A 25,501-nucleotide genomic window follows, 5' to 3' on the forward strand; every position below is an offset into this window, starting at 1 on the left:
CAGCGTCACCCATGATCGAAAAGAATCTCCCCGAACTGGTCATGCTCAAGCGCCTGATCGATGAAGGCGGCCGCCACCTGGAAGTGGCCGCACCGTGCAGCATCCCCATCGATGGCCGCGACTTTCCCGTGTATACGATTGCGCTGGGCAACCCCAGCCCCGACGTGCCCGTGCTGGGATTCTTTGGCGGCATCCATGGGCTGGAACGCATCGGCACGCAAGTCATTCTCGCCTTCTTGCAAAGCATATTGGCACGTCTGCAATGGGACAGCACCCTGCACCAGCAGCTCGAATCGATGCGCCTGGTGTTCATGCCGCTGGTCAATCCGGGCGGCATGTGGCAAGGCACGCGCTGCAATCCGCAGGGCGTGGACCTGATGCGCAATGCGCCGCTATCGGCCAGCGAACCGGTGCCCTTCCTGCTGGGCGGCCAGCGCTACAGCAACAAGCTGCCCTGGTACCGGGGCCGGCAAGGCGCACCGATGCAAGTGGAAAGCCAGGCCGTGTGCGACCTGGTCGAGCGCGAACTGCTGTCGCGCCAGTTCAGCATCGCCCTCGATTGCCATTCGGGTTTCGGCCTGCGCGACCGCATCTGGTTTCCGCATGCCCACACGGCCACGCCGATCGCCCACCTGGCCGATATCGGCGCGCTGGAAGAACTGTACAGCCGCACCTATCCCAATCACAACTATGTGTTCGAGCCGCAAAGCCGGCAATACCGCACCCATGGCGACCTGTGGGATTATCTGTACCTGCAAGGCACTAGCGACAGTGAACGCGTGTTCCTGCCGCTGACCCTGGAAATGGGTTCCTGGCTATGGGTCAAGAAAAACCCGCGCCAGCTGTTCAACCGCGCCGGCATCTTCAACCCGACCGCCGCCCACCGCCTGCAGCGCGTGCTGCGCGGCCACCTGGTGTGGTTCGACTTCCTGATGCGCGCCACCAACAGCCACGGCCGCTGGATGCCGGAAGGACTGGCCCGCAAGGCCCATCGCCGGCGCGCGCTGGCGCAATGGTACGAATCGTGAACGGTGACACGTGGATCTTGCTGCGCGGGCTGATGCGCGAGCAGCGCCACTGGGGGGCGTTTCCCGCCACGCTGGCCGCCGCGCTGCCCGATGCGCGGATTATTACCCCCGACCTGCCCGGCAATGGCGAACGTCATCTGCTGGACAGCGCCACGCGCGTGACCGATATAGTCGAATTCTGCCGCCAGGATTTATTGGCGCGCGGCTTGACACCACCTTATCGATTGCTGGCCCTGTCGCTGGGCGGCATGGTGGCTGTCGAGTGGGCTGGCAAGTATCCGCAGGAAATCGCCTCGTGCGTACTGATCAATACCAGCATGCGCCCGTACAGCCCGTTCTACCGCCGCTTGCGCTGGCAAAATTATCCGGCCCTGTTGCGGCAGCTGCTGCTGGGCGACCAGGCCAGCCAGGAGGCGCTGATTTTAAGACTGACCAGTTTCAGATATGGCGCCGACAATGCGGCGCTGGTGGATCAATGGCTAGCGTACCAGCGGCAATATCCGGTCAGCCGGCGCAATGCGCTGCGCCAGCTGCTGTCGGCGGCACGCTTCCGCGCACCGGCGATCCGGCCGGCCATACCGCTGCTGGTACTGGCCGGCAGCCGCGACCGGCTGGTCGATCCCGGCTGTTCACGCCGGCTGGCGCGAGCGTGGCAAACGGCTTGTGAAAACCATCCCGATGCGGGCCACGACCTGCCGCTCGACCAGCCGGACTGGGTGGCGCAGACGGTGGCGCAATGGCTGGGCGGAGCGGATCGAAAAACCTGATAAAACGTCTTGCCCGGGCCTTCAAGCCAGTGCGCCGCTTTCGGCTGCGTGCTGGACCGAAAACGCGCGCGCAGCAATCAGCACCGGCATCAGTTCGCGGCCAAGCGAAGACAGGCGATATTCGACGCGCAGCGGTTTTTCATTGAAGTCGATGCGTTCGATGAGGAGATCGGACACCAGTTCGCGCAATTGCTGGGTCAGCACCTTTTGCGAAATGCCGGGCAGGTCTCGCTTCATTTGCAGCGTGCGCATCGCCTCGTCCGCATACAAACGGAACAGGATCGGCAGCTTCCAGCGGCCCTGGATCATGCGGATCACCCGGCTGACGTGGGCAACGGCGCCGTCCGGACCGAGGCAATTTGCACGATGCTGCGCGGAAGATAGCTCGATGGGTACAAAAAGGTGCGTACTTGTCTTGTTCATCGCCCCACTCTAGCATGCACCTTCCTCACACTGAAAGGAAGGCAGCAGCATGGACTTGCAACTGGACGGAAAAAAGGTACTGGTCACCGGTAGCAGCAAGGGGATCGGCGCTGGCATTGCCAGTAAATTCGCGCTGGAAGGCGCCATCGTCATCGTGCATGGCCGTGACCGCACTCAAGCCGACGAGGTTGCCCATGCCATCGTCGAACATGGCGGGCGCGCCCACGTGGTGCTGGGCGACCTGACGAACGACGATGCCGTGCAAGGCCTGCTCGATGAGGCGTCCCGGCAGGCCGGCATGATCGATATCCTGATCAACAACGCCGGGGGCTCCAGTGCCGTCAAGGAAGACTGGACCGCGACGCAGCCGGCAACCTGGGCTGCGACGTATGACCGCAACGTGCTCGCCGCGCTGCGCGTCACCAGCCGCCTGCTGCCGGCCATGCGCCAGGCCGGATGGGGCCGCATAATCAATATCTCCAGCCTGGCCGCCACGATGCCGCCAGCTGGCGGCCCCGACTACGCGGCGTGCAAGGCGGCGATCAATGCGATGACCGCATCGCTTGCCAAGGCTGTTGCCGCCGAGGGCATTACCGTGAACGCAATTTCCCCGGGCACCATTCACAGCGCCACGCTGGACCGTAAATTCCGTGAAGTCGCAGTCCAGCATGGCCTGGAGATGGACGCACCATGGGCCAGCATTGAACGCACCGTGCTGCCGTTGTTTGCGCAGGTGCCGGTCGGGCGCGTCGGGCAGGTCGACGACATCGCGAATGTAGCGGCCTTTCTTGCGAGCCCGCTGGCCGGCTACATTACCGGCACCAACCTGCGGGTCGATGGTGGCATGTCGCCGGTTTTGTAGGAATGCGAATGCCGCCAGCATACGGTCGCAAATGTCACAGACGAGTGAAACGTCTCGTAACATTTCTTACGGGAACGTCTTATCTGTTAGGACGGAATCACGGTGTAATGGATCCACCACATGGCAACCGTGTTATCAAGGAGAACAAAAATGAAATCGAAAATGATCGTATCGGCCCTTATCGCAATCAGTATCGCCGCCAGCGGCAGCGCCCTGGCCCAGCGTGGCAACGACAATCACGATCGCAACGACCATAATGACCGTAACGACCACGGCCAGCAACATGAGCAGCACGATAGCGATGGCCGTCATGACGATGCGCGCAAGTTCAAGCGCGACGACTCGCGCGGCGGCGGTCCCAAGCACGACCTGCGCCGCGGCCAGCGCCTGAGCCAGGAATACCGTGACAAGCGCTACGTCGTCAACGACTGGAAAGCCCGCCACCTGAACGCGCCGCCACGCGGCCACCAATGGGTGCGCGCCGGCAATGACTATGTGCTGGCCGCGATTGCCACCGGCGTGATTACGCAAATCCTGCTGTCGAATTGATCTTTGTTCGCATCAGCAAAAACCGCGCCTCGAAAGGGGCGCGGTTTTTTTTACACAAGAGTTCCACATCCCGGCCATGGTTTGCCTGCAACATGCGAGCTGTCTCAACCACGCCGCATCGGCGATAATATCAATTCAACCGACCATTCCTCTTCTTATTTATGCGCGACATCATTGCTGGATTTTTACGGTTCCAAAAAGAAGTTTTTCCTGCGCGCCGCGAGTTGTTCAAAACACTGGCAACAGGACAGACGCCCAAGGCCTTGTTCATTTCATGCTCGGACAGCAGGATGGTGCCCGAACTGGTGACGCAGCGCGAGCCGGGCGAGCTTTTCGTGATCCGCAACGCTGGCAACATCGTGCCGTCCTATGGCCCGGAGCCAGGGGGTGTGAGCGCGACGGTCGAATATGCTGTTTCCGCCCTGAATGTTACCGACATCGTTATCTGTGGGCACTCCGATTGTGGCGCAATGAAAGCGATCGCCACCTGCGCTTGCCTGGACCATATGCCTGCGGTGAAGAACTGGCTGCGCCATGCCGATGCGGCACGGATGATCAACGAGTCACTCGACCATCCAACGGAACAGGCGCGGATCGACGGCATGGTACGCGCCAACGTTGTCGCACAGCTCAATAATATCCGCACGCATCCCTCGGTAGCCGTGCGCATCGCGCAAAAACGGCTCAGTCTCCATGGCTGGGTCTACGATATCGAGAATGGTTCCCTGGATGCGCTCGATGAGTCTACAGGAAGTTTCGTCCCACTCGCGGACCACCCGGCATCGCAGTTTTGAGCACGATTGCCAACAAGACAAGCCGGGCATTCCAGCGGTACCGGCAACGATAGCAGGATCAGACCCCAAACAGCCTATACGCCTTGTCCTGCAAGGCAATCGCCACATCCTCCAGGCGTTGCGCCTGCTCCTCACTCATCTGTCCGCCGGCCTGCACAAAGCCGTTGTAGATATCGACAAAGGCGGCCGCCAGCCTCTTCGGCACGGTGTCCTGATCCCGGTAGTGCACGATCAGGAAATCCACCGCCGCCAGCAGCTCGGCAATCTCCGCTTCCGTGACTTCATCCCGGGTCCTGATCCTGACGGGAATGGAATGCGGTCCCAGCAGGCACGCTTCGACGATGGCGATGGCCAGTTCAGGTGTCATGGCCCACTGCTTCAAGGCAGGCGGTGCCGAAACGTCGGCTCGATATTGCGCGCATGCAGCCATTGCACGATATCTTCCAGTGTCGCGTCCTGCAGCAGCAAGCCACCGCTGGACGGCGGCGCCTTGATGACGGGCGCGGAGACAACTACAGGCGCGGCCACCGGCGCCACGCCCGCATGCTGTTGCAGCACGGCCAGGGCCTTGGCGAACTGCGCCAACGTCATGCTGCGCAAGCTTTCCAGGAAACCCAGTTGCGCCGGCAACGGCGGCGGCATGTCCAGGCCCGGTTCGTCGGCAAACGAGGCGCCCATGCCGGGGTGGATAAAGGCCGCCCATTTGCCCGAAGGCTGCAGGCATGGCGGCAGTTCGACCGATTCCAGGAAGGCGGCCGGCGCGGCACTCAGAATATCCGTGCTGGCGGGCAGGAATACGGTACGCAGCAATTGCAGGAACTGCCGCGCCTGCGCCAGCGGCACCGGGGTTTCCAGCGACAGCCACAGGTAAAACGAGGTGCGGCCCGAAATGCTGACGGCGGGCGCCGGCAGGTCCAGCTCATGCTGCAGGGCATTGGCGATCGCGCACAAGTCGCTCCAGTACTTGTCGCCGCCGCCCTTGCCGCCAAATTCCAGCACCAATGCGCGCACCTGGCCGGTCTCGCTGACCAGTTGGGCGGTGACGGCCGGGCCGCCGGACACCTGGCGCGCCAGCACGGCCTGCGTCAGGGGCTGGCCATCCGTGTCCTGCTGGCCGTCGGCCAGGTACAGCCTGGCCAGTTCAGAAATCAATTTGTGCATGCGCGTTTCCATCGTCCATATGCCGCGCCACCGTTGGCAGCGTCGCCGCGATTATAGACCAGCCCTCTTGCCCCCAGGGCGCACCAGCAGGGCCAGCACCAGCAACAAGGCCAGCGCCAGCATGCCGGCCGCACTCGATAGCGCAAAGGTGACGCGGTGGGCCATCAGCGCCACGCCCGTCCTGGCGCCGGCGCCGATGGCGGCCACGGCCACCAGCACCGCCAGGCCCAGCGAATTGCCCAGCTGATGCGCCACATTGACGATGCCGGAGGCGGCGCCCGCATCCGCCTTGGGCACGCCCGCGATGCCGGCCGCCGTCAGCGGGCTCAGGGCCATGCCCTGCCCTGCGCCGATCAACACCATGGGCAGCGCGACGCCGAGCCAGTACGGCGTATCGCCGCCGGCCAGGCTCAGCCACGCCATGCCGGCCAGGGTACAGGCCAGGCCGGCGGCCAGCAGCGGGGCATTGCCGAAGCGCCGCGTCAGCGCCGGCACGCGCAGCGCCATGGCAAAGTTCACCAGCGTCATCGGCAAAAAGGCCAGGCCCGTCAGCGACGGCGAAAGATGCAGCACCACCTGCAGGAATTGCGTGCCAAAAAAGAAGAAGCCGATCATGGCGCCCAGGAACAGCACGCGCGCCGCATAGGCAGCCGAGCGCTGGCGGCTGGCAAACAGGCGCAGTGGCATGATGGGCTGGCCCGCATGCTTTTCGATCAGGATAAACGCCGCCAGCAACAGCAGGCCGGCCGCCAGCGAGGCTTGCGTCCAGATATCGCCCCAGCCGGCGCTGGCCGAACGGATCAGGCCGTAGACCAGCGCCGTCATGCCCAGGGTGGAGCTGGCCGCGCCGGCCACGTCGAAGCGGCCCTTGACGGGTTCGCTCTCCCGGATAAAACGGCGCGCCGCCCACAGCATGGCGATACCGATCGGCAGGTTGATAAAAAAGCCCACGCGCCACGACAGCCATTCGGCCAGCACGCCGCCCAGTACCAGCCCGACGCTGGCGGCGATGCCGGCCACCGCGCTGTACAGCGAGATGGCGCGCGTGCGTTCGCGTCCTTCGGCAAAGGTGGTTTGCAGCAAGGCCAGGGTCGACGGCGCCAGGATGGCGGCCCCAAGCCCTTGGACGGCGCGCGCGGCAACCATGGCGGCCGGCGAGCGGGCCAGGCCGATCGCCAGCGAGGCTACTGTAAACAGCGACAGGCCCAGCATCAGCATGCGGCGCCGGCCGAAGGTATCGCCGGCGCGCGCGGCCAGCAGCATGAAGCCGCCAAAGCTCAGGGTATACGCGCTTTGCACCCAGGCCAGGCCGGTGTCGCCGAAGCCCAGGTCATGGCGGATATTGGGCAGGCCCGTCAGCACGATGGACGTGTCGAGCACGATCATCACATAGCTGACCAGGATGATGGCGAGAATGGCGTTCTTGGAAACGGGAGCAGTGGAATTTGTCATGCCTCCACTGTAAACGCTGGCGATTGTAGCGACTAGATGCTAAAGTCCGCATGAACTTATTACGGGAGCTAATCAATGGCCCAGACCAATTACAACGACTTGCTGGCCTTCGTGGCGGTGGCGCGCGAAGGCAGTTTCACGAAGGCAGCAGCCAGGCTGGGCGTGTCGCAGTCGGCGCTGAGCCAGACCATCCGCGCCCTGGAAGCGCGGCTGGACCTGCGTTTGCTGGTGCGCACCACGCGCAGCGTTTCGCCGACGGAAGATGGCGAACACCTGCTGCGCACGGTGGCGCCCCGTTTCGACGAGATCGAATCGGAACTGGCCATGCTCAGCGAACGGCGCAGCAAGCCTGCCGGCACCATCCGCATCAGCGCCGGCGAGCACTCGGCGCTGACGGTGCTGCAACCGGCGATCGCGCGCCTGCTGCCGCAGTATCCCGACATTAACGTGGAAGTGGTGGTGGACAACGGCATGACCGATATCGTCGCCAACCGTTTCGACGCCGGCGTGCGCCTGGGCGAGCAAGTGGCCAAGGACATGATCGCGGTGCCCATCAGCGGCGACTTTCGCATGGCCATCGTTGCCGCGCCCTCCTATTTCGCCAGCCGCCCCAAGCCGGCCACGCCGCAGGAGCTGACCTTGCATAACTGCATCAACATGCGCCTGCCCACGCATGGCGGCCTGTTCGTGTGGGAGTTCGCGAAAGACGGCAAGGAAATCAATGTGCGGGTCGAAGGACAATTGGTCTACAACAACCTGGCCGTGCGCCTGCAGGCGGCCTTGGGCGGACTGGGCCTGGCCTGCATGCCGGAGGATGTGGCCGCGCCCCATGTGGCGGCCGGCACCTTGTTGCGCGTGCTGGAAGACTGGTGCCCGCCGTATGCCGGCTACAAGCTGTACTACCCGAGCCGGCGCCATCCGACGCCGGCGTTTACGCTGATGGTCGAGGCCTTGCGCTATCCTGCCAAGCCGAGCTGACCCTTCGGCTTTTCGGCCTTGCCCTGCATCGCCATGATGGTCTGCTGCATCAGCGCGCACAGCGTTTCACGCCCGTCGCGCACGGCAAACACTTCGGCCTGGGTGACGATCAGGGTGCGCCCGGGCCGCACCACCTTGCCGCGCGCAATCAGCAGGTCGCCATCGGCCGGCGCCAGCAGGTTCATCTTGTATTCCACCGTCAGCACGGAAGCGCCCTCGGGCGCCACCGTCATGGCCGCGTAACCGGCGGCCGAATCGGCGATCATGCCAACCACCCCGCCATGCACGAAACCGTGCTGCTGCTCGATACCGCTCCAGTGCGGCACATGGATTTCCGCGCTGCCATGGCCCAGCACGGCCAGGCTGGCGCGTATCAGCACCATGGCGTTCTGCAAATCAAAACTGGCGCGCACGCGCTCGGCAATATGTGGCGCCAGGGTTGGCGGCGTGGGCAGGCTCATGGGTAGGCTTTCATGTTTCAGGTGAAGCCGCCTACTTTACCGCTTTTCCTGCTGCGCCCGCCATTCTTCCGGCGTGTAGGCATAATTCGTCACCTGCATCGACGACGCGATACCGATGTCATAGCCGGACAACAGCACCACGATCAGCTGATCCTGCTTGCCAGCCTCGGCATCATGCTCCAGGGCCGCCAGGGCGATGCGCGGCGCCAGCATTTGCGGCTCCGGCGTGGCGGCATCGACCACCGCGCTGACGATCAGGCGATGCGTTTCCTTGTCCTTCGACTTGATGGTTTGAAGGCTGACGCCGACACGGTCGACGCCGGGCATCCTGCCGATCGTCTGCTGTACCGACAGCATGCCGGCCAGCGTGCCGCCAAGCTGTGTGTGCTTGAGAAACATGGTCGTGCCGACACAGACGCACAGCACCGCCGCGGCGATCACCGCCCCATGGCCGCGCCAGATCTGCGTGCTGGCCGGCAGTATCTTGCCCGGTCCGGCACTCACCACGTAGGCGCCAACGGCCAGGTCGTGCAGGGACTGGCCCGTGCGCCGGTTGAACAGCAGCAAATAATAGATGGCGAAAGTCAGCGAGGCGACCAGCATGAACACGGCCGTATCCATCCAGGCCTGGCCGGAGTCGATGACGGCGCCGTTCAGGAAATAGGCCAGGCAAAAAATGCCCGCGCGTATGAATGCGGCGAGCATGCCGAGCGGTTCGCCCGTGCGTGTCACCACGCGCACCCCCAGCAGGTGCATGCCGACCGACTGGCCGCCCCGCAGATTGCTCTGCAGCAGGCCAAAATAAAGCAAGGCAACGACAAATCCCACCAGCCGTCCCCACGGGCCCAGCGCGGCAAACTGTGCATGCAACAAGGCGCCGGCCACCGCGCCGATCACACCCAGCAATATCGTATCGACAATGAACGCCAGTATCCTGCGCCCCAGGATGGCATTTGCCGTGGGCTGCGCCTTGCTCGCCTCCAGCGTCGCTGGCGCCGCGGCCAGTGCGGCCAGCCGCGCCTCGATCTCGGCCACCCGCTCCGGGTAACGAGCCGCATCGATACGGCCCAATATCTGCCGCAGTTGCTCGGCGCTGTGTTTGCTGTAATCCGGTGTGTCCATTGCGTTCCCGTCTGTATGCCATGTTCGTCAATGTTGCAATATAACAATTAACTGGCAAACGGGGAAGTGCCGCCAGCTCGGCAAGCTGGCGTTGCGTCATCGTCAGGCGGCGCCTACTGCGTGCCAAAAACCACCAGGATGCGATGGCTTCTTTGCTCGCGCACGGCCAGCACGCGCGCCTGCTCCACCGGCACGCAAGTTTTCATGGTAAACCCCGCAGGCGGTGTTCCGGCATCGCGGGCGAGCAGTTCCGGGTCGTTGATGACGTCAAAATTCTTTGCGCGCTTGAACAGCAAATGCTCGATACCGGCGTCACCATCCGTCGCCGGTCTGACCACCATCAGCGACCAGAGCCCTTCTTCACCGCGGAATTTCTTTCTCGCCAGGAATGCGTTGACTCTATCGGCAGGCGGCTCGACACCGCGCAACTCACTCTGGTAAGGTGTCATGGGGCACAGCAAGGTGCCCGGCGGCCATCCCATGTCGGGCAGCGTTGCGACTGTGTCGGGACGCAACTGCTCCAGGTGGAGGTCGAGCGGGTGCCGTTCCTCGGCGCAAGCACAGAGCGCAGTCAGGGCCAGCATGCCGAAGGCGCGAAACAAGGGAGTCATCGGCAGTTTTCCAATCAATGGCAATGGCCGGGCCATGCAGGGGCTGGGGCCTTGGCGTGAGCGGGCGATCATATCAAAGCCCTGCCTGGTATTTCTCTCCAAAACTAACGGACAGGCTTTATTTCAATTAACCGTCTTCTGCCGCAAATTCAAGGCTTACCTGGCCGTGGCAACCTTCACCATATCGCCATCGAGCAGGCCATCAGGCGGGCTGTCGATGATCTTTTCCAGGCCATCGATGCCACCGGCCAGCTCCACCACATTGCCGAAGTCGCGCGCGATGCTGACCTTTTTCAGGCGCACGGTGTTGTTCGCCGTGACGGTGGCCACGCGCACGCCATCCTTGCCGAATATCAGCGCACCGGGCGGCACGCTGATGCCCTTCCCTGCCGCCGCGCCCGCAAAGCTGACGGTGGCAAAGCGGCCCGCCAGCAGTTCGCCTTGATTGTTATCGACCGCCAGCTGCACCAGCATGGCGCCCGAGCCGGCGTCGATGGCCTGCGACAGCGACAGCACGGTGGCGGCATAGGTTTGCCCGGGCCGCTCGGGCACGGCCAGTTGCGCCTGGGCACCGGGCGCCACCTGCGCCACCTGGCGCTGCGGCACGTTCACATACACGCGCAAACGGCGCACGTCGGCCACCACGAACAAGGCATTGCCCGCGGCGCCGCCGGCACTGACCAGGGCGCCGGTGTCGGTATTGCGCGCGGTGACCACGCCGTCGAACGGCGCCACCAGGCGCGCGTAGCGTTTCAGGGCCTGCACCCGCTCCATGCTGGCCTGCAAGGCGGCCACGGCCGATTGCCGCGCTGAAAGATCACCGAGCTTTTCATCGGTTTCCTGCTGCGACACGGCGTCGATGGCACGCAGTTCGCGCCAGCGCTTGGCGGTGCTGGCGGACAAGGCCAGGGTGCTGCGCGCGCTGGCCAGTTCGGCCTGCGACTGCAGCAGTTGCTGGTCCAGCTCGGGCGTATCGATGCGCGCCAGTTGCTGGCCGGCCTTGACCTGGGTGCCGATATCGGCCGACCAGTCGCGCAGATAGCCGTCGACGCGGGCATGGATGGGCGCGCTGGCCCAGGCTTCCAGGCGGGCCGGCAGCGCCAGCGGCGCGCGTTCCAGCCTGGCCGCCGACACCAGCACCACGCTGGGCACGCGGTTGGCCGCCGCGCGGTCGGCGATCATTTCGGCCTGCGAGCGCCGGCTGGCCAGGCCGGCAATCACGATGGCGGCGGCAATCGCCGTCAAGGCCAGGCCCAGCAACTTGTTGCGCGAGCGGAAAAAATCAGTGTGCATGAAGAGGAACTCCGGTAGGGGTGGACGCCGCGGCGCGCGATTTCTTGTGATGCGCCAGGCTGAAAACGACGGGAACGAAGACCAGGGTGGCGACGGTGGCGAACAGCAGGCCGCCGATCACGGCCCGGCCCAGCGGCGCGTTCTGCTCGCCGCCCTCGCCCAGGCCCAGCGCCATCGGCAGCATGCCCAGTATCATGGCCAGCGCCGTCATCAGCACCGGGCGGAAACGCACATGGCCCGCGTCCAGCGCCGCCTGCGTGGCGTCGCCCAGCTCGGCAAAACGCTCGCGGGCAAAGCTGATCACCAGCACGCTGTTGGCCGTCGCCACGCCCATGCACATGATGGCGCCTGTCAGGGCCGGCACCGACAAGGTGGTCTGGGTGGCAAACAGCATCCAGACAATGCCGGCCAGCGCGGCGGGCAAGCCGGAGACGATGACGGCCGGGTCCAGCCAGGACTGGAAGTTGACCACCAGCAGCAGGTAAATCAGCAGCACCGCGCCCAGCAAGCCATACAGCAGGCCCGAAAACGCGCGGTCCATGGTGTGGGCCTGGCCCAGCAGTTGCACGCTTGCGCCCTTCGGCGCCTGCGCGGCGGTGTCGGCCAGCACGCGCCGGATAGCGTTGGCGACGGCGCCCAGGTCGCGGTCTTGCGTGGCTGCATGGATCTGCACCATGCCCTGCACATCGTACTGGCTGATCAGCGCGCTGCCGGCGCTGCGCTCGAAGGTGGCCAGCGCGCCCAGGGTGGCGGCGCTGGCGTTGGCGCCATTGCCCACCGGCAGGTTCGACAGCGCCGCCAGGCTGTCGAGCCGGTGCTGCGGCGTCTGCATCACGATCGGATAGCTGACGCCGTTGGCAGGGTTGAGCCAATAGGTGGGCGCCACCTGGCTGCTACCGGCCAGGTTGACCACCAGGCTGTTGGTCACGTCGCGCGTGGTCAGCCCCAGCAACTGGGCCTGGGTGCGATCGACGGCGACATTGAGCACCGGCGCCTTGATCGATTGCTGGATGCGCGCGTCGGCCACTCCGGGAATCGCGCGCAGGCGCTTGAGCAACAGCTGCGCGTAGGCAAAATTGGCCTCGGTATCGCGGCCCCGTATCTGCACGTCGATCGGCGCCGGCGCGCCGAAGTTCAGGATCTGGCTGACGATATCGGCCGGCGGAAAGGAAAACGTGGTGTCCGGAAACTCGCGCGGCAGCACTTCGCGCAACTGGCGCACATAATCGGCCGTCGGCCGGTGGCCTTCGCGCAGGGCAATCTGGAAGTCGCCGTCATGCGTGCGCATCACGCCCGTATTGTTATAGGTCAGATTGATGCTACTGGGCGGCAGGCCGATATTGTCGACCAGGGTGGTGATCTCGGCCGCCGGGATCACGCGCCGCACGGCCTGCTCGATACGGGCAAACCTGGCGGCCGTTTCTTCCACCCGCGAACCGATCGGCACGCGCGCATGCATCAGGAGCTGGCCCGAGTCGACGGCAGGGAAAAAGTTACTGCCAATAAAAAGCAGCAGCGCGAACGACAGCGCCACCACCACCAGGAAAGCCACGATAAACAGTTTGCGCCCGGCGACCGCCGCGGCCAGCATGCTGGCGTAGCCGGCGCGCAGGCGCTCGAAACGGGCCTCGAAGCCGCGTTGAAAACGCAGCAGCGGGTTGCGCGTGGCAGCCAGCGGCGCATCGGCATGGGCATGCTTGTGCAGCAAATAATTGGCCATGGTCGGCACCAGGGTGCGCGACAGGATGAACGAACAGATCATGGCGAACATCACCGCCTCGGCCATCGGCACGAACAAAAAGCGCGACACGCCTTCGAGGAAAAACATGGGAATGAACACGATGCAGATGCACAGCAGCGACACCAGCGCCGGCGTGACGATCTGCCGCGCGCCGTCGAGGATGGCGGTTTCCACTTCCTTGCCCTGTTCCAGGTGCCAGTTGATGTTTTCAATCGTGACGGTGGCGTCGTCGACCAGGATGCCGACCGCCAGCGCCAGCCCGCCCAGGGTCATCAGGTTCAAGGTTTCGCCGAACGCGGCCAGCGCCATGATGGAGCCGAGGATGGACAGCGGAATCGAGACGGCGATAATGACGGTGGAACGCCAGCTGCCCAGGAACAGCAGGATCATGATGCTGGTCAGCGCGGCCGCGATCGCCCCTTCCAGCGCCACGCCCTTGATGGCGGCGCGCACGAACAGCGACTGGTCGTTGATGGGCGTGACTTTCAGGGCGGCCGGCCACGACGGCTGCAGCTCGGCAAGTTTGGCGCGCACGCCATCGACGATGGCCAGCGTGGACGCCGAACCGTTTTTCAATACCGACATCAGCACCGAGCGGCTGCCGTCCACATGCACGATATTCGTCTGCGGCGCATTGCCGTCATGCACATCGGCCACGTCGCGCAAATAAACCGTGGCGCCATTGACCACTTTCACGGGCAACCGGCCCAGCTCCTCGATGGCCGACGGTGCGCTGTTCAGCTGCACCGTGTATTCGAGCGCACCGATCTTTTGCGTGCCGACCGGCACCAGCACGTTCTGCGCGGCCAGCGCGGCCGCGATATCCTGCGCCGACAGGCCGCGCGCCTGCAAGGCGTCGGGTTTCACGTCGATCTGCACCTGGCGCTGCTTGCCGCCATAAGGCAGAGGAATCGCCGCGCCCGGCACCGTGGTCAGCGGCGTGCGCACGGTGTTCATGCCCAGGTCAAACAGACTCTGTTCCGACAGGCCCGCGCCCGACAGCGCCAGTTGCAAAATCGGCACGGTGGCCGCGTTGTAATTGAGGATCAATGGTGGTGTAATGCCGGCCGGCATCTGGCGCAAGGCCACCTGCGACACGGCCGTCACCTGCGCATTGGCCACCGCAATATTCACGCCCGGCTGGAAAAAGATTTTGACCACGCTGATGCCGGGATAGGTATTGGCTTCGATATGCTCGATATCGTTGACGGCGGTGGTCAGGATGCGCTGGTACAAGGTGGAAATGCGCCCCGCCATCTGGTCCGGCGGCAAGCCCGTATATTGCCAGGCCACCGCGATGACGGGCATGCGGATCTCGGGAAAGATATCGGTCGGCGTGCGCAAGGCGGCCAGCGGGCCGATGATGAGGATCACCAGCGCCATCACGACAAAGGTATAGGGGCGCCGCAAGGCAAGGCGGACTGCATCGATCAGCACTGGTGGACTCCTGGTGGAATCGGAGGCGCCAGCTTGCTGTGCGGGGCTGTTGCCGCTCGCCATGGCCGCCATCCGTATGGGTGGGGAGGTTTCCCCGATGCCCCTACTGTAGGATGGATGGCGGCCGCCGACTAGATACTCATGTCGGGATGATCTTATTAGTATGGCTAATGAATATGAGGAATCATGCGGCTTTCTGCCGCAGATTCAAGGGCTCGGCGATCGTCAGCACCACCATGAACGTCAAACAGGATATCGCCGCCATAAAGGCAAACACATAGTCCCAGCCATAATGGTCGAGCAGCATGCCGACGATCCAAGGCGTGGCCGCGCCACCCAGCTGGCCACCCATATTCACCACCGCATTGGCGACCGGGAATTTTTCTTTCGACACGAACTGCATCGGATAGACCATATAGGCCGAGAAACCGATGCTCAGCAGCACGCCCGTCAGGAACAGCAGCGCGCCGTATTGCAGCGGATCGGCCGGCGCATGGATCAGCAGATACATCATGACGGCGGTCGACAGGGCCGAGATCAGCATGCCCGGTTTGCGGCGCTTGTCGAGCACGCGGTCGGCCAGCAAGCCGCCCAGGATATTGCCGAACACGGCGCCGACCCACGGCGCGGCCGCCACCATGCCCATGTTCATGATGGAAAACTGTTTGACGGTCAATAAATAAGTCGGTATCCAGGCCAGCAGCACGCTGGAAATGCCGAGCTGGCAACAGTAGCCGAGCGAGCAGCCGATAATATTCCAGGACTTGAACACGCCACGGCTGGTGGTGACGGTCGGCACCTTGCGCACGCGGATCAGCTTGTCGAGCCAGGGCATCGACTTTGACGTGGCCGCTTCGCTGGTACTGCGGCCATCCGCCGTCTTTTCCTCGATGGTGGCCAGTTCGGCCTGATTGACATAACGGCTCTCGGCCGGCTTGTTGGCGACCAGAAAATACCAGACGATGGCCAGCACGATGCCGGGCACGGAAAACCAGATGAACACTTCACGCCAGCCCCAGGCGGCAATAATCGCCGCGCCCAGGATCGGCGTGATCACGGGGCCGAATTTCACCGAGGACAGGAAAATGCCGGAGGCCGTGCCTTTTTCGCGCGAGGGAAACCAGTGGTTGATGGTGGTCGTCACGCCGATCGGCAGCGGTCCTTCGGCCAGGCCCAGGCCGATGCGGCACAGCTTCAGCGACAGCAGGGAGCCCACCAGGCCCGTCAGCCCGGTGGCGATCGAGGTCAGAATCATGGAAATGGTAAACACCTTGCGCACGCCGAACTTCGACAGCAGCCAGGCGGACGGCAGTTGCGCCAAGGCATAAGCGATCAGGAACAGGCTGACCAGGCCGCCCGCATCGGTATTGCTCATTTCAAATTCCTGGCGCAGGAACGGCAGTACCACGCCCAGGTTGGCGCGGTCGGCGGCGGCAATGGTGTAGACGATAAAGAACAGCGCGGCAACGATCCAGCGGTAGCGCGTGGGGCGCACGGTGGCCGACGCCGCAGCCGGCGATACTGCGGGCGCGGCGGTAGTGGTGGTATGCATGAGGGTGTCTCCTGGTTTTTTTTGTTATTGGCGGAATTAATCGAGTTCCAGCCGGCGCAGCGTCTCTTCCAGTCCCAGCAGTTCCACGGTCGTCGCGCCGTTTCGGATCTGCTGGCGGAAATGCGCCTCTTTTTCTTCGCGCTGCCGGCTTTTCGCCAGCACCTCGTCCACCTCGTCGCGCCGCACCACCACCACCCCATCCTGGTCGCCGACGATGATGTCGCCCGGGTTGATGCTGACGTCGCCGATCGTGACCGTCACATTGATGCGCCCCGGCTGGTGCTTGCCGGTACCCTTGATCGACAGGCCCCGGCTGAACACGGGAAAGCCCGCTTCGGTCATGGCGGCCGCGTCGCGCACGGCGCCGTGGATCACCAGGCCGGCCAGGCCGATGCGCTGGGCCTGCTCGGTAAACACGTCGCCCCACACGCCCGCTTCCAGGAAACCCTTGGCGTCGACCACCAGCACGTCGCCGGGCCGGGCCTTGAGCATGGCATAGTGCAACATCAGATTATCGGCCGGGCGCGTGTCGACCGTAAAGGCCGGGCCTGCCAGGCGCATGTGGGAAGCGATCGGCTTGATGCCGCTGTCGAGCGCACCCTTGCCGCCCTGCGCCTCGTGCACGGTGGCCGCGCCCAGCTGGCGTAGGGCGTGCAAGGTCGCGATGGAAACTGCTTGGTCCATGATAGGTAGTCCTGTGGTTGAAAGTAAAAGGAGTCAGGCGTTTTGCGCGGGTTTGCGCTGCAGGGTGTGGTAGCCGAATTCACGGCGCGCCTGCGCGAGCGACATGCCGTCCAGCGCGGCGGCGACGATGCGCGCTTCGACCGCCTGCATGATCAGTGCCCGCTCGAACACCTCGGCCGCCCTGCCCGCCGGCACGAACACCACGCCGTCCTGGTCGGCGACGACGATGTCGCCGGGCGAGACGCGCACGCCGGCCACGGACACGGCGCCGCCCACGGCATCGACCTGCACGCGATCTTTGCCGGTGCGCATGAAGCGCCCCAGCGCAAACAGCGGGTAGCCCGCCGCATCGGCTTCCTGCGTATCGCGGCACACGCCATTGACCACTGTGCCGGCGATGGCGCGGTGCGCCGCCAGCTGGCTCATGATGCCGCCCCATACGGTGCAGTCCGGGCGGCCGGCATTGTCGAGCACGGCAACGCTGCCGGCCGGCATCTCATCGAGGTAATCGCCAACGGTACCCGGCTGGCTGGTGTCGACCGGGCCGAAACGCACCGTGAAGGCGGGGCCGAACAGCTTGCGCGGACCGGCCACCGGCCGCACGCCCACGGCGCTGCCAGGCAGGCCGAAATAGTCGAGCGCGTCCGATACTTCCGCGCTGCTCAGGCCACGGGCCTGGGCGAATTGATCTTGTTCCATGCAACGTCTCCATCGATCTTGTTGTCGTGAAGCCCAGTTTCATATAAAGTGAATTCAATATCAAACATCGATTATTGACTCTTGAATCAATTAAATTGAACTTATGACCAACCTCAGGCAGATACGCTATTTTTGCGAAGTGGTGGAAGCGGGCAGCGCCGCGCATGCGGCCGAGCGCCTGCACGTGGCGCCGACCGCCATCAGCATGCAGCTCAGCCAGCTGGAAGCCCACCTTGGCGGCGAGCTGTTCGACCGCTCGCGCCGGCCGATGGAGCCGACCGCGCTGGGCCGGTTTTTCTATCCACGCGCTAAGGAATTGCTGTTGCAGGCGGCCCGCCTCGACGATGAAGCCAAGGGCATCGCCAGCGGCAGCCACGGCTGGCTGGGTATCGCGTTTACCCGTTCGGCGACGTTTTCCGTGCTGCCCAGGGCGATACGGCAATTTCGCGCCGCCTATCCGCAGGTGCAGCTGGACCTGGTCGAAGCCTTGTCGGAATACCAGCCGGCGCAGCTGCGCCAGGGCCGCATCGATATCGGCCTGTCGCGCTTTATCGGCCCGTTCGAGGCGCCGCCCGACCTGTGCCATGCGCTGGCGCTCGACGATCCGCTGGTGGCCGCCCTGCCGATCCACCATCCGCTGGCCGGCCAGGCGTCGGTCAGCGCGGCTGATCTGGCGGCGATTCCCTTCATCCTGTATCCGAAGGACCCGATCAGCCCCTTCGGCCAGCAGATCGTCGGCGCGCTCAAGGCGGCCGGGGCCGAGCCGGCCGTGGCGTATTCGGCGGTGGAAATCTACACCGCCCTGTCGCTGGTGGCCGCCGGCCTCGGCGCGACCCTGGTGGCGCGCTCGATCACCGAGAACAACCGCACCGACGTGGTGTTCCTGCCGGTGACGGATATTGCCGCCAGCACCACCGTGGTGGCCGTCACGCGGGCCGACGAGAAAAGCCGGCTGGTGGCGGCGTTTCTCGATCTCCTGGCCCACGGCTAAGTAATCGTCAGGAAATTATTGTGAAGTTATGACGAACAGAACCGGGTGCTGTGCAAGGCGCCAACTGCGACGCAGTGCGAGCACTGCTAGCAGTTGGCAACACAGCAGAGCGCCGGTTATGGAAGTCAGAAATCACAAGAATTTATTGGGGGTTACTTAGCTACCCCTGCGACAGACGGTACAGCAGAAAACATATTATCTTTCCGCATACGATTAATATAATTATGAGTAGATTTATTGATATTTATCATGAAATAATGATATTCTTTTCCCAGCCTGAATCTCAGGCCGTTTTATCCGTTCAATAAAACGTCTGCAGCACTTCACTGGGGATACAAAATGAACTTCAAGTCCATGCTGTTGGCTTCAACCCTTGCTGTTGCTTCACTTCCCGCCCTGGCCACGGTCACCGTCTTCACCGATAAAACCGCCTGGCTAGCCGCCGTTTCCTCCTCCACCGTCCTGACGGAAAACTTCAACAACAACATATTGATCAATGGCCTGACGATCGTCTCGACCGATCCGGCCTTCGGCATTTACGGTGGCGTGATGCATGATCGCGTCACGTCGAATGCCTCCACCCTGTTCACCTATAAATCGCTGCTGAGTGGTTTTGGCGGCAACTTCGATCTGTCACCCCAGGGCGCCGGCCTCGGCATCGAACTGAGCCTGGTGGGCGGCAGCACCCTCAGCTACACCATACCAATCCAGGTGGCCAACAGTTCCACCGGCCAGTTCTTCGGCGTCGTCTCCACGACCTCGTTTGCCGCCACGCTGTTCAACGCCGGCAATCAGGGCGGTAACGCCGAAACCTATACGCTGGACAACCTGGTGCTGGCGACTGCCGTGCCTGAACCGGAAACCTATGCCATGCTGCTGGCCGGGCTCTGCCTGATCGGACTCGCACGCCGCAAAGCCAGGGCCGCCTGAGGCAATCGGTCCGCGCCCCCCAGAACCCGTGGCGCGGCATTTCCGGCGACGCTTGCGTGGCAGGCGACACGCCGAGGCAAATTGACAGATAATGGCGTTATCGTTACGCATTTCCACTCTCTGCCATCACACATGCACGTCAACACTCTCAGCAGCCTGTCGCAACTCCTGGCCCGTGCCCACAGCGAGACGCTCGCCTTTCCCACCAATGTCAATACGGCCCTGCGTTTGCAGCAGGAACTGGGCAATCCCGATTGCCATGCGGCCGACATCCACCGTTTGCTGCTGTCCGAGCCGGGCCTGTCGGCGCGCGCCGTGTCGCTGGCCAATTCGGTGATGTTCGCCCATGGCCACACGCCCACCGTCACCAGCGTGCGCGCCGCCGTCGAACGCCTCGGCTACCGCAACCTGCTGTCGCTGGCCACCGCCGCCGTGATCCGCCAGATGAACACCGGCATCAAGGACCCGGCCCTGCGCGCCATGGCCTCGCAGCTGTGGGCGCACAGCGTGCACGTGGCGGCGCTGGCGCATGAAATCGCCCGCACCATCACCCATGTCGACCCCGACACCGCCCTGTTCGCCGGCATCGTGCACGAAGTGGGCGGCCTGTACCTGCTGGCCGAAGCCGACAAGACGCCGGGCCTGTACCAGCAGCTGGAAACGCAGATGGCGCCGGTGCTGGAAATCGTCGGCCGCGCGCTGATGCGCCAGCTGATCGTCCCGACCCAGGTGGCCGACGCGGTCGTCACCCTGCCCGGCGCCACCGTGCTGCTGCCGGCCGGCGGCTTGCGCGACACCCTGCTGCTGGCCAAGGCGATCGCTCCGGTCGCCTCGCCGCTGCCGCAGATGCCGGCGACCGTCAACGAACGCCTGCAGCACTACCTGGAACAAGACCCGATGTTGCAGGAATTACGCAACAATCCGTCAAACGAGGCAAAAGAGCTGATCGCGGTTTTGCTGGCCTGATCCGATCTGCTATGATGGGAAAGTTGCCGGGGGTACACCCGGCTAGCCCCCGATTGCATCATCAGCACTGGATATTGCCTTGACTATCTCACTTCGCATGCTCGGCCTGGCCGCAGCACTGACCGTGGCCTGCAACGCCCACGCCGACAGCTTTGCCTCCTCGGCGTCCAGCGCCGGCTCCGCGTCGAGCGGCAGCGTGTCCGACTCGCTCAGCGGTTCGAGCAACAGCTCGAAAACCGACAAGCGCGTCGATAACGGCCCTTACCGCATCATCGATATCGCCGCCACGCCCGGCCACGCCGGCATGACGCGCCTGACCATGCAGGCCGATGCGGCCCAGCAACCGCTGGTGCTCGACCTGCCGCAAGCGACGTTTGACCAGCAGCAACTGGCGCAAGGCGACATGGTGCATGCGCAAAACCGCGCCTACGGCATCGAATTTTCCCGCAACGACACGCGCGCCGCCTTCTTCCTGGTGCTGGCCGACGAGTGGTACGGCGAACTGGGTACGCGTCCGGTCAGCATGTGAAGCTGCGCCGCTTCCTGGCGCCAGCCCTGCTATTGCTTGCCGCCGGTACAGCCCATGCCGGCGGATCCTTCTCGTCATCGCGCTTCTGCGACCGCTCGCAGGAGCTGACGGCTACCGAACAGGATAAACTGCTGCGCTTTGCCGCCGTGGTGCGCGAAGAACTGGCCGCCACCGAAGGCAGCGTGGCCCTGATCAGCCGCTCGGGACTGGACCTGTCGCGCTTCGGCATCCGCTACTCCCACGCCGCACTGGCCTGGCGCCACGACAGCGACGCCGGCTGGTCCGCGCGCCAGCTGTATTACGCCTGCGACGAAGGCCGCCCGCGCATTTTTGATCAAGGCACGGCCGGCTTTGCGATGGGTACCGACAACCCCCGGCTCGGCTATATCTCCATCGTGCGCCTGCCTGCCGAGACAGTCCCGCCGCTGCGCCGCGCCCTGCTCGACCCGGCCCGCGTCCAGCATCTGCTGGCCGGCAGCTACAGCGCCAACGCCTATGCCTACGGCCTGCAATACCAGAACTGCAATCAATGGGTGGTCGAACTGCTGGCCGCCGCCTGGGGCGAGCTGCCTGACGGCGCCGACCTGCGCGAGCGCGCCCAGGCCTGGCTGCGCACAGCCCCCTACACCCCCGACCCCGTCACCATCCCCTCGCGCTGGCTGATGTTCGGTGCCATTTTCGTGCCGCTGGTGCATTTGTCCGACCACCCGCAGGAAGCCGTCAACGCGATGCAACTGCAGGTCAGCCTGCCCTCGACCCTGGAAACCCTGGTGCGCCAGCGCCTGCCCGCCAGCGAGCGCGTGGAAGTCTGCCATGACGGCAAGCAGGTGGTGGTGCACAAGGGCTGGGAGCCGGTGGCCGAGGGCTGTGTTGCGGGCGAAAATGACCGGGTGGTGGTACTGGATTGAGGGAGCGGCGATGAAACAGCGCAAGTCAAGAAAGTGGCTGGCCGTATGGCTGTTGATTGTCAGCATGCCGCTCGCCGCGCAAAATGCGTCGAATGAGAAATTGAAAGAGCTGGTGCGCGCCGATCAGGCGGACCGCAGCGCAGCCCATATCGACTGGACCGCAGTGGACCGGCGCGACACGTCGCGCGCAACTGAAGTGATGACGCTGCTGCGCAGCGGCAAAGTGCTGACTGCGGAAGATTTTTATAACGCGGCCATGGTATTCCAGCATGGCGCCAGCGCCGACGATATACAGCTGGCTTATTCGCTGGCCACCGTTGTGGCACGCCTGGCGCCGGAACATCCCGCGCCCAAGTGGCTGGTCGCCGCCGCATGGGACCGTTACATGATGTGGAAAAAACAGCCACAATGGTATGGCACCCAATCGCAGATCCTGAAAGACACCGGCAAGAAAATACTGTACCCGGTCTTGCCGGGCATGATCAGCGATGCCGAACGCGCGGCCGCTGGCGTACCGCCAATTGCCACCATCATTTCAGATATCGAGGCAGAAAACAAAACCGTCGAAATTGGTCTGGAACCTGCCGGCATCGAGCCTTGATTATTATTGAGGCCACGTAAACATCCTGGCATGCCTGTCAACACAGAGGTCTTTGAGGTGATATGTTGAGTAATGAAATCAATCAGATGACCCAGCGGGAATGGCGTGAACTGGGCTTTTTCTATGATCGGGATGACGACATCAAGGAATGGCGGCTACAAGGCTCCAGGGCCGGGCTGCGGAAATTCGCCACTGCTTTACGCGACTATGCGGCGCACCCGGGCCATGCGCCCCTGTCGGAACACAAGCACTTGGGTCCCTATTTTTATCTTGAAATCGGAACATGGTCGAGTCCGGAAATCACGGATCACTGGATAGCCGGACCTCTACAAGACCTGCAAAAACTGGCCGACAGCATGGACACCCATCTTATTGCGGCATCGGCAGGTGACTGCATTTGCCTGCGCACCTTGTTCGCGCCATCATCAAGCCATGAGCTTGTGCTGCAGGTACAGGAAGATGACTTTGATCCGGCGGCGGCAGATACTGCTTGCTGGTAGCAGCCTGCGCAGCACCGCTCGATGGATGTCATCAGCCTGAACAAGCCTGCTTTGGCCAGCTTGTACGAGCGGCATCACCACTTGCTCCACGATCACGACATCGTGGCGATGCGCGAGTGCTTCACGCCTTATAGCGCAACTCCCCCGCATCATCGATGGAAAGGTCAGGCTTCGCCGGAAGTCGCCGCCGCCTTGCCCCGCGCCACATGCAGTTTCTTGAAGCTGTCGATCAGGCGCTGGTGGCGGTCCAGGCCTTCCAGTTTCATGCTGGTCGGCGTCAAGCCATGGAAGCGCACGCTGCCGTCCACCGAACCCAGCACCGCGTCCATGCGCGCGTCGCCGAACATGCGGCGGAAATTGACGACGTAATCGTCCAGTTCCAGCTCGTCATCGAGTTCCACTTCCAGCACCACGTTCAGCGCCTGGTAGAACAGGCGGCGCTCGACCGTGTTGTCGTTGTATTGCAGGAAGGCTTCGACCAGTTCCTGCGCTTCGTCAAAGTTCTGCAAGGCCAATTGAATCAGCAGCTTCAGTTCCAGCGTCGTCAGCTGGCCCCACACCGTGTTTTCATCGAATTCGACACCGATCAGTGTGGCGATATCGCCGTATTCGTCGAGCTCGCTGTTTTCCAGACGGTCCAGCAGCGCTTCCAGGCTGTCATTGTCGAGGCGGTGCAGGTTCAATACGTCCTCGCGGAACAGCAACGCCTTGTTGGTGTTGTCCCAGACCAGGTCTTCGACCGGATACACTTCCGAATAACCGGGCACCAGGATGCGGCAGGCGGCCGCGCCCAGGTTGTCATAGACGGCCATATAGGCGTCCTTGCCCAGGTCGGCCAGGATGCCGAACAGGGTGGCCGCTTCTTCGGCGTTCGAGTTTTCGCCGTGGCCGGAAAAATCCCATTCGACAAAATCGTAGTCGGCCTTGGCGCTGAAAAAGCGCCAAGAGACGATGCCACTGGAATCGATGAAGTGCTCGACGAAATTGTTCGGTTCGGTGACGGCGTTGCTGGCAAAGGTCGGGCGCGGCAGGTCGTTCAGGCCTTCGAAGCTGCGGCCCTGCAGCAATTCCGTCAGGCTGCGCTCGAGCGCCACTTCCAGGCTCGGGTGCGCGCCGAAAGACGCAAACACGCCGCCGGTACGCGGGTTCATCAGGGTCACGCACATCACCGGATACACGCCACCGAGCGAAGCGTCCTTGACCAGCACCGGAAAGCCCTGCTCTTCCAGGCCACGGATGCCGGCCACGATGCCCGGGTATTTCGCCAGCACGTCTTGCGGCACGTCCGGCAAGGCCATTTCGCCTTCGAGGATTTCGCGCTTGACGGCGCGCTCGAAAATCTCGGACAGGCATTGCACTTGCGCCTCGGCCAGCGTATTGCCGGCGCTCATGCCATTGCTGACGTACAGGTTCTCGATCAGGTTGGACGGGAAATACACCACCTTGCCATCGGACTGGCGCACGTACGGCAGCGAGCAGATGCCGCGCTCGGCATTGCCGGAATTGGTGTCGACCAGGTGCGAGGCGCGCAATTCGCCGTCGGGGTTGTAGATGGCGAGGCTGTACTTGTCGAGGATCTCTTTCGGCAGCTTGTCGTTACGGCCGGGCTTGAACCAGCGCTCGTCCGGATAATGGACGAAGGGCGCGTTGGCGATGTCCTCGCCCCAGTAAGCGCCGCCGTAGAAATGGTTGAAATTCATGCGTTCGATGAATTCGCCAAGCGCCGACGCCAGCGCGCTTTCCTTGGTGGCGCCCTTGCCGTTGGTAAAGCACATCGGCGAATGGGCGTCGCGGATATGCAGCGACCACACATTGGGCACGATATTGCGCCACGAGGCGATCTCGATCTTCATGCCCAGGCCGGCCAGGATGGCCGACATATTGGCGATGGTCTGCTCCAGCGGCAGGTCCTTGCCGGCGATATAGGTGCTTGCCTGCGCGTCCGCACTCAGCATCAGCAGGCCCTGGGCATCGGCGTCCAGGTTCTCGACTTCCTCGATCACGAACTCGGGGCCGGTCTGCACCACTTTCTTGACGGTGCAGCGGTCGATCGAGCGCAGGATGCCCTGGCGGTCCTTGGCCGAGATATCGGCCGGCAGCTCGACCTGGATCTTGAAGATCTGCTGGTAGCGGTTTTCCGGATCGACGATATTGTTTTGCGACAAGCGAATATTTTCAGTCGGAATATTGCGTGTATCGCAATACAACTTCACGAAGTAAGCTGCGCACAAGGCCGACGACGCCAGAAAATAATCGAAGGGGCCAGGCGCCGAGCCATCGCCCTTGTAGCGGATGGGCTGGTCGGCGATGACCGTGAAATCATCGAACTTGGCTTCGAGACGCAGCTTGTCGAGAAAGTTGACTTTAATTTCCATGGGGTAATCCAATATTTGCTTGAAAAGAGTTAGGCGCTATTATCCTTTCTTTCCCGGAATACCGCATGGGTGATTGACTTTTGGCGC

26 protein-coding genes are annotated in these 25,501 nt (G+C 63.4%); 13 read left to right on the plus strand and 13 right to left on the minus strand.

What is annotated here, in order from left to right; genetic code table 11:
• Nucleotides 1–11 precede the first annotated feature (11 nt).
• On the plus strand, nt 12–1,028 hold the full coding sequence (locus ACP7B7_RS07545) for a M14 family zinc carboxypeptidase (protein WP_426076226.1): 1,017 nt from the start codon (nt 12–14) through the stop codon (nt 1,026–1,028).
• Entirely contained in the window at nt 1,013–1,795 is a 783-nt protein-coding gene (locus ACP7B7_RS07550; RefSeq protein WP_426076227.1) for an alpha/beta fold hydrolase, read from the plus strand. Before ACP7B7_RS07545 ends, ACP7B7_RS07550 begins: the two co-directional genes overlap by 16 nt.
• Nucleotides 1,796–1,816: 21 nt before the next feature.
• Here ACP7B7_RS07550 and ACP7B7_RS07555 read toward each other — a convergent pair whose 3' ends face one another.
• Nucleotides 1,817–2,218, minus strand: a complete 402-nt coding sequence (locus ACP7B7_RS07555; protein ID WP_426076228.1) for a winged helix-turn-helix transcriptional regulator — start codon at nt 2,216–2,218, stop codon at nt 1,817–1,819.
• A gap of 49 nt (nt 2,219–2,267) precedes the next feature.
• On the opposite strand from ACP7B7_RS07555, the gene ACP7B7_RS07560 reads away from it, so the two are divergent.
• The 3 genes from ACP7B7_RS07560 (at nt 2,268) to ACP7B7_RS07570 (ending at nt 4,423) form a co-directional block, all read left to right on the plus strand.
• Nucleotides 2,268–3,080 carry an SDR family NAD(P)-dependent oxidoreductase gene (locus tag ACP7B7_RS07560; RefSeq protein WP_426076229.1) on the plus strand — a complete coding sequence of 271 codons (813 nt, stop codon included), beginning with the start codon at nt 2,268–2,270 and terminating at the stop codon, nt 3,078–3,080.
• A gap of 150 nt (nt 3,081–3,230) precedes the next feature.
• Nucleotides 3,231–3,629: an RcnB family protein gene (locus tag ACP7B7_RS07565; protein ID WP_426076230.1), complete on the plus strand. Its 399-nt coding sequence runs from the start codon at nt 3,231–3,233 to the stop codon at nt 3,627–3,629.
• Nucleotides 3,630–3,790: 161 nt separating this feature from the next.
• Entirely contained in the window at nt 3,791–4,423 is a 633-nt protein-coding gene (locus ACP7B7_RS07570) for a carbonic anhydrase (protein WP_308920867.1), read from the plus strand.
• A 58-nt stretch (nt 4,424–4,481) separates the two neighbouring features.
• On the opposite strand, the gene ACP7B7_RS07575 is transcribed toward ACP7B7_RS07570, so the two are convergent.
• The 3 genes from ACP7B7_RS07575 to ACP7B7_RS07585 are packed head-to-tail and all read right to left on the minus strand — an operon-like array spanning nt 4,482 to nt 7,036.
• Nucleotides 4,482–4,790: a hypothetical protein gene (locus ACP7B7_RS07575; RefSeq protein WP_426076231.1), complete on the minus strand. Its 309-nt coding sequence runs from the start codon at nt 4,788–4,790 to the stop codon at nt 4,482–4,484.
• An 11-nt stretch (nt 4,791–4,801) separates the two neighbouring features.
• A complete protein-coding gene (locus ACP7B7_RS07580) occupies nt 4,802–5,584 on the minus strand; it encodes a hypothetical protein (RefSeq protein WP_426076232.1) in 783 nt (260 codons plus the stop codon).
• Between the two features lie 51 nt (nt 5,585–5,635).
• The gene (locus tag ACP7B7_RS07585; RefSeq protein WP_426076233.1) at nt 5,636–7,036 is read right to left on the minus strand and encodes an MFS transporter; all 1,401 of its coding nucleotides are present in this window, start codon (nt 7,034–7,036) and stop codon (nt 5,636–5,638) included.
• A 75-nt stretch (nt 7,037–7,111) separates the two neighbouring features.
• On the opposite strand from ACP7B7_RS07585, the gene ACP7B7_RS07590 reads away from it, so the two are divergent.
• The gene (locus tag ACP7B7_RS07590; RefSeq protein WP_426076234.1) at nt 7,112–8,014 is read left to right on the plus strand and encodes a LysR family transcriptional regulator; all 903 of its coding nucleotides are present in this window, start codon (nt 7,112–7,114) and stop codon (nt 8,012–8,014) included.
• Here ACP7B7_RS07590 and ACP7B7_RS07595 read toward each other — a convergent pair.
• The 8 genes from ACP7B7_RS07595 to ACP7B7_RS07630 form a co-directional block, all read right to left on the minus strand.
• Nucleotides 7,993–8,475, minus strand: a complete 483-nt coding sequence (locus ACP7B7_RS07595; protein WP_426076235.1) for a PaaI family thioesterase — start codon at nt 8,473–8,475, stop codon at nt 7,993–7,995. The two genes, ACP7B7_RS07590 and ACP7B7_RS07595, sit on opposite strands and share 22 nt — an antisense overlap.
• A gap of 36 nt (nt 8,476–8,511) precedes the next feature.
• Nucleotides 8,512–9,597 carry an RDD family protein gene (locus ACP7B7_RS07600; protein ID WP_426076236.1) on the minus strand — a complete coding sequence of 362 codons (1,086 nt, stop codon included), beginning with the start codon at nt 9,595–9,597 and terminating at the stop codon, nt 8,512–8,514.
• Between the two features lie 113 nt (nt 9,598–9,710).
• Nucleotides 9,711–10,208 carry a hypothetical protein gene (locus tag ACP7B7_RS07605; RefSeq protein ID WP_308920861.1) on the minus strand — a complete coding sequence of 166 codons (498 nt, stop codon included), beginning with the start codon at nt 10,206–10,208 and terminating at the stop codon, nt 9,711–9,713.
• Nucleotides 10,209–10,364: 156 nt separating this feature from the next.
• A complete protein-coding gene (locus tag ACP7B7_RS07610; protein ID WP_426076237.1) occupies nt 10,365–11,501 on the minus strand; it encodes an efflux RND transporter periplasmic adaptor subunit in 1,137 nt (378 codons plus the stop codon).
• Nucleotides 11,491–14,676, minus strand: a complete 3,186-nt coding sequence (locus ACP7B7_RS07615) for an efflux RND transporter permease subunit (protein ID WP_426076390.1) — start codon at nt 14,674–14,676, stop codon at nt 11,491–11,493. Before ACP7B7_RS07615 ends, ACP7B7_RS07610 begins: the two co-directional genes overlap by 11 nt.
• 187 nt (nt 14,677–14,863) lie before the next feature.
• Nucleotides 14,864–16,231, minus strand: coding sequence for an MFS transporter (locus ACP7B7_RS07620; protein ID WP_426076238.1), 1,368 nt, complete (start codon nt 16,229–16,231; stop codon nt 14,864–14,866).
• A 36-nt stretch (nt 16,232–16,267) separates the two neighbouring features.
• Nucleotides 16,268–16,915 carry a 4-carboxy-4-hydroxy-2-oxoadipate aldolase/oxaloacetate decarboxylase gene (locus ACP7B7_RS07625; RefSeq protein ID WP_426076239.1) on the minus strand — a complete coding sequence of 216 codons (648 nt, stop codon included), beginning with the start codon at nt 16,913–16,915 and terminating at the stop codon, nt 16,268–16,270.
• A 33-nt stretch (nt 16,916–16,948) separates the two neighbouring features.
• Nucleotides 16,949–17,614 (minus strand): RraA family protein, encoded by a 666-nt coding sequence (locus tag ACP7B7_RS07630; RefSeq protein ID WP_426076240.1) that lies wholly within the window; start codon nt 17,612–17,614, stop codon nt 16,949–16,951.
• A gap of 103 nt (nt 17,615–17,717) precedes the next feature.
• On the opposite strand from ACP7B7_RS07630, the gene ACP7B7_RS07635 reads away from it, so the two are divergent.
• The 7 genes from ACP7B7_RS07635 to ACP7B7_RS07665 all read left to right on the plus strand — a co-directional run bounded on the left by ACP7B7_RS07635 (nt 17,718) and on the right by ACP7B7_RS07665 (nt 23,039).
• Nucleotides 17,718–18,605: a LysR family transcriptional regulator gene (locus tag ACP7B7_RS07635; protein WP_426076241.1), complete on the plus strand. Its 888-nt coding sequence runs from the start codon at nt 17,718–17,720 to the stop codon at nt 18,603–18,605.
• Between the two features lie 339 nt (nt 18,606–18,944).
• A complete protein-coding gene (locus ACP7B7_RS07640) occupies nt 18,945–19,535 on the plus strand; it encodes a PEP-CTERM sorting domain-containing protein (protein WP_426076242.1) in 591 nt (196 codons plus the stop codon).
• Between the two features lie 132 nt (nt 19,536–19,667).
• On the plus strand, nt 19,668–20,501 hold the full coding sequence (locus tag ACP7B7_RS07645) for an HDOD domain-containing protein (protein WP_426076243.1): 834 nt from the start codon (nt 19,668–19,670) through the stop codon (nt 20,499–20,501).
• Nucleotides 20,502–20,574: 73 nt separating this feature from the next.
• Nucleotides 20,575–21,030 carry a hypothetical protein gene (locus tag ACP7B7_RS07650; RefSeq protein WP_426076391.1) on the plus strand — a complete coding sequence of 152 codons (456 nt, stop codon included), beginning with the start codon at nt 20,575–20,577 and terminating at the stop codon, nt 21,028–21,030.
• Nucleotides 21,027–21,938 carry a DUF2145 domain-containing protein gene (locus tag ACP7B7_RS07655; RefSeq protein ID WP_426076244.1) on the plus strand — a complete coding sequence of 304 codons (912 nt, stop codon included), beginning with the start codon at nt 21,027–21,029 and terminating at the stop codon, nt 21,936–21,938. Before ACP7B7_RS07650 ends, ACP7B7_RS07655 begins: the two co-directional genes overlap by 4 nt.
• Nucleotides 21,844–22,539: a hypothetical protein gene (locus tag ACP7B7_RS07660; protein ID WP_426076245.1), complete on the plus strand. Its 696-nt coding sequence runs from the start codon at nt 21,844–21,846 to the stop codon at nt 22,537–22,539. Before ACP7B7_RS07655 ends, ACP7B7_RS07660 begins: the two co-directional genes overlap by 95 nt.
• A 62-nt stretch (nt 22,540–22,601) precedes the next feature.
• A complete protein-coding gene (locus ACP7B7_RS07665; RefSeq protein ID WP_426076246.1) occupies nt 22,602–23,039 on the plus strand; it encodes a hypothetical protein in 438 nt (145 codons plus the stop codon).
• A gap of 164 nt (nt 23,040–23,203) precedes the next feature.
• On the opposite strand, the gene ACP7B7_RS07670 is transcribed toward ACP7B7_RS07665, so the two are convergent.
• Entirely contained in the window at nt 23,204–25,414 is a 2,211-nt protein-coding gene (locus ACP7B7_RS07670) for an OsmC domain/YcaO domain-containing protein (protein WP_426076247.1), read from the minus strand.
• Nucleotides 25,415–25,501: the final 87 nt, after the last annotated feature.

Origin of the sequence: Janthinobacterium sp. PSPC3-1, assembly GCF_049896105.1 — a bacterium.
Taxonomy (GTDB): Bacteria; Pseudomonadota; Gammaproteobacteria; order Burkholderiales; family Burkholderiaceae_D; genus Janthinobacterium.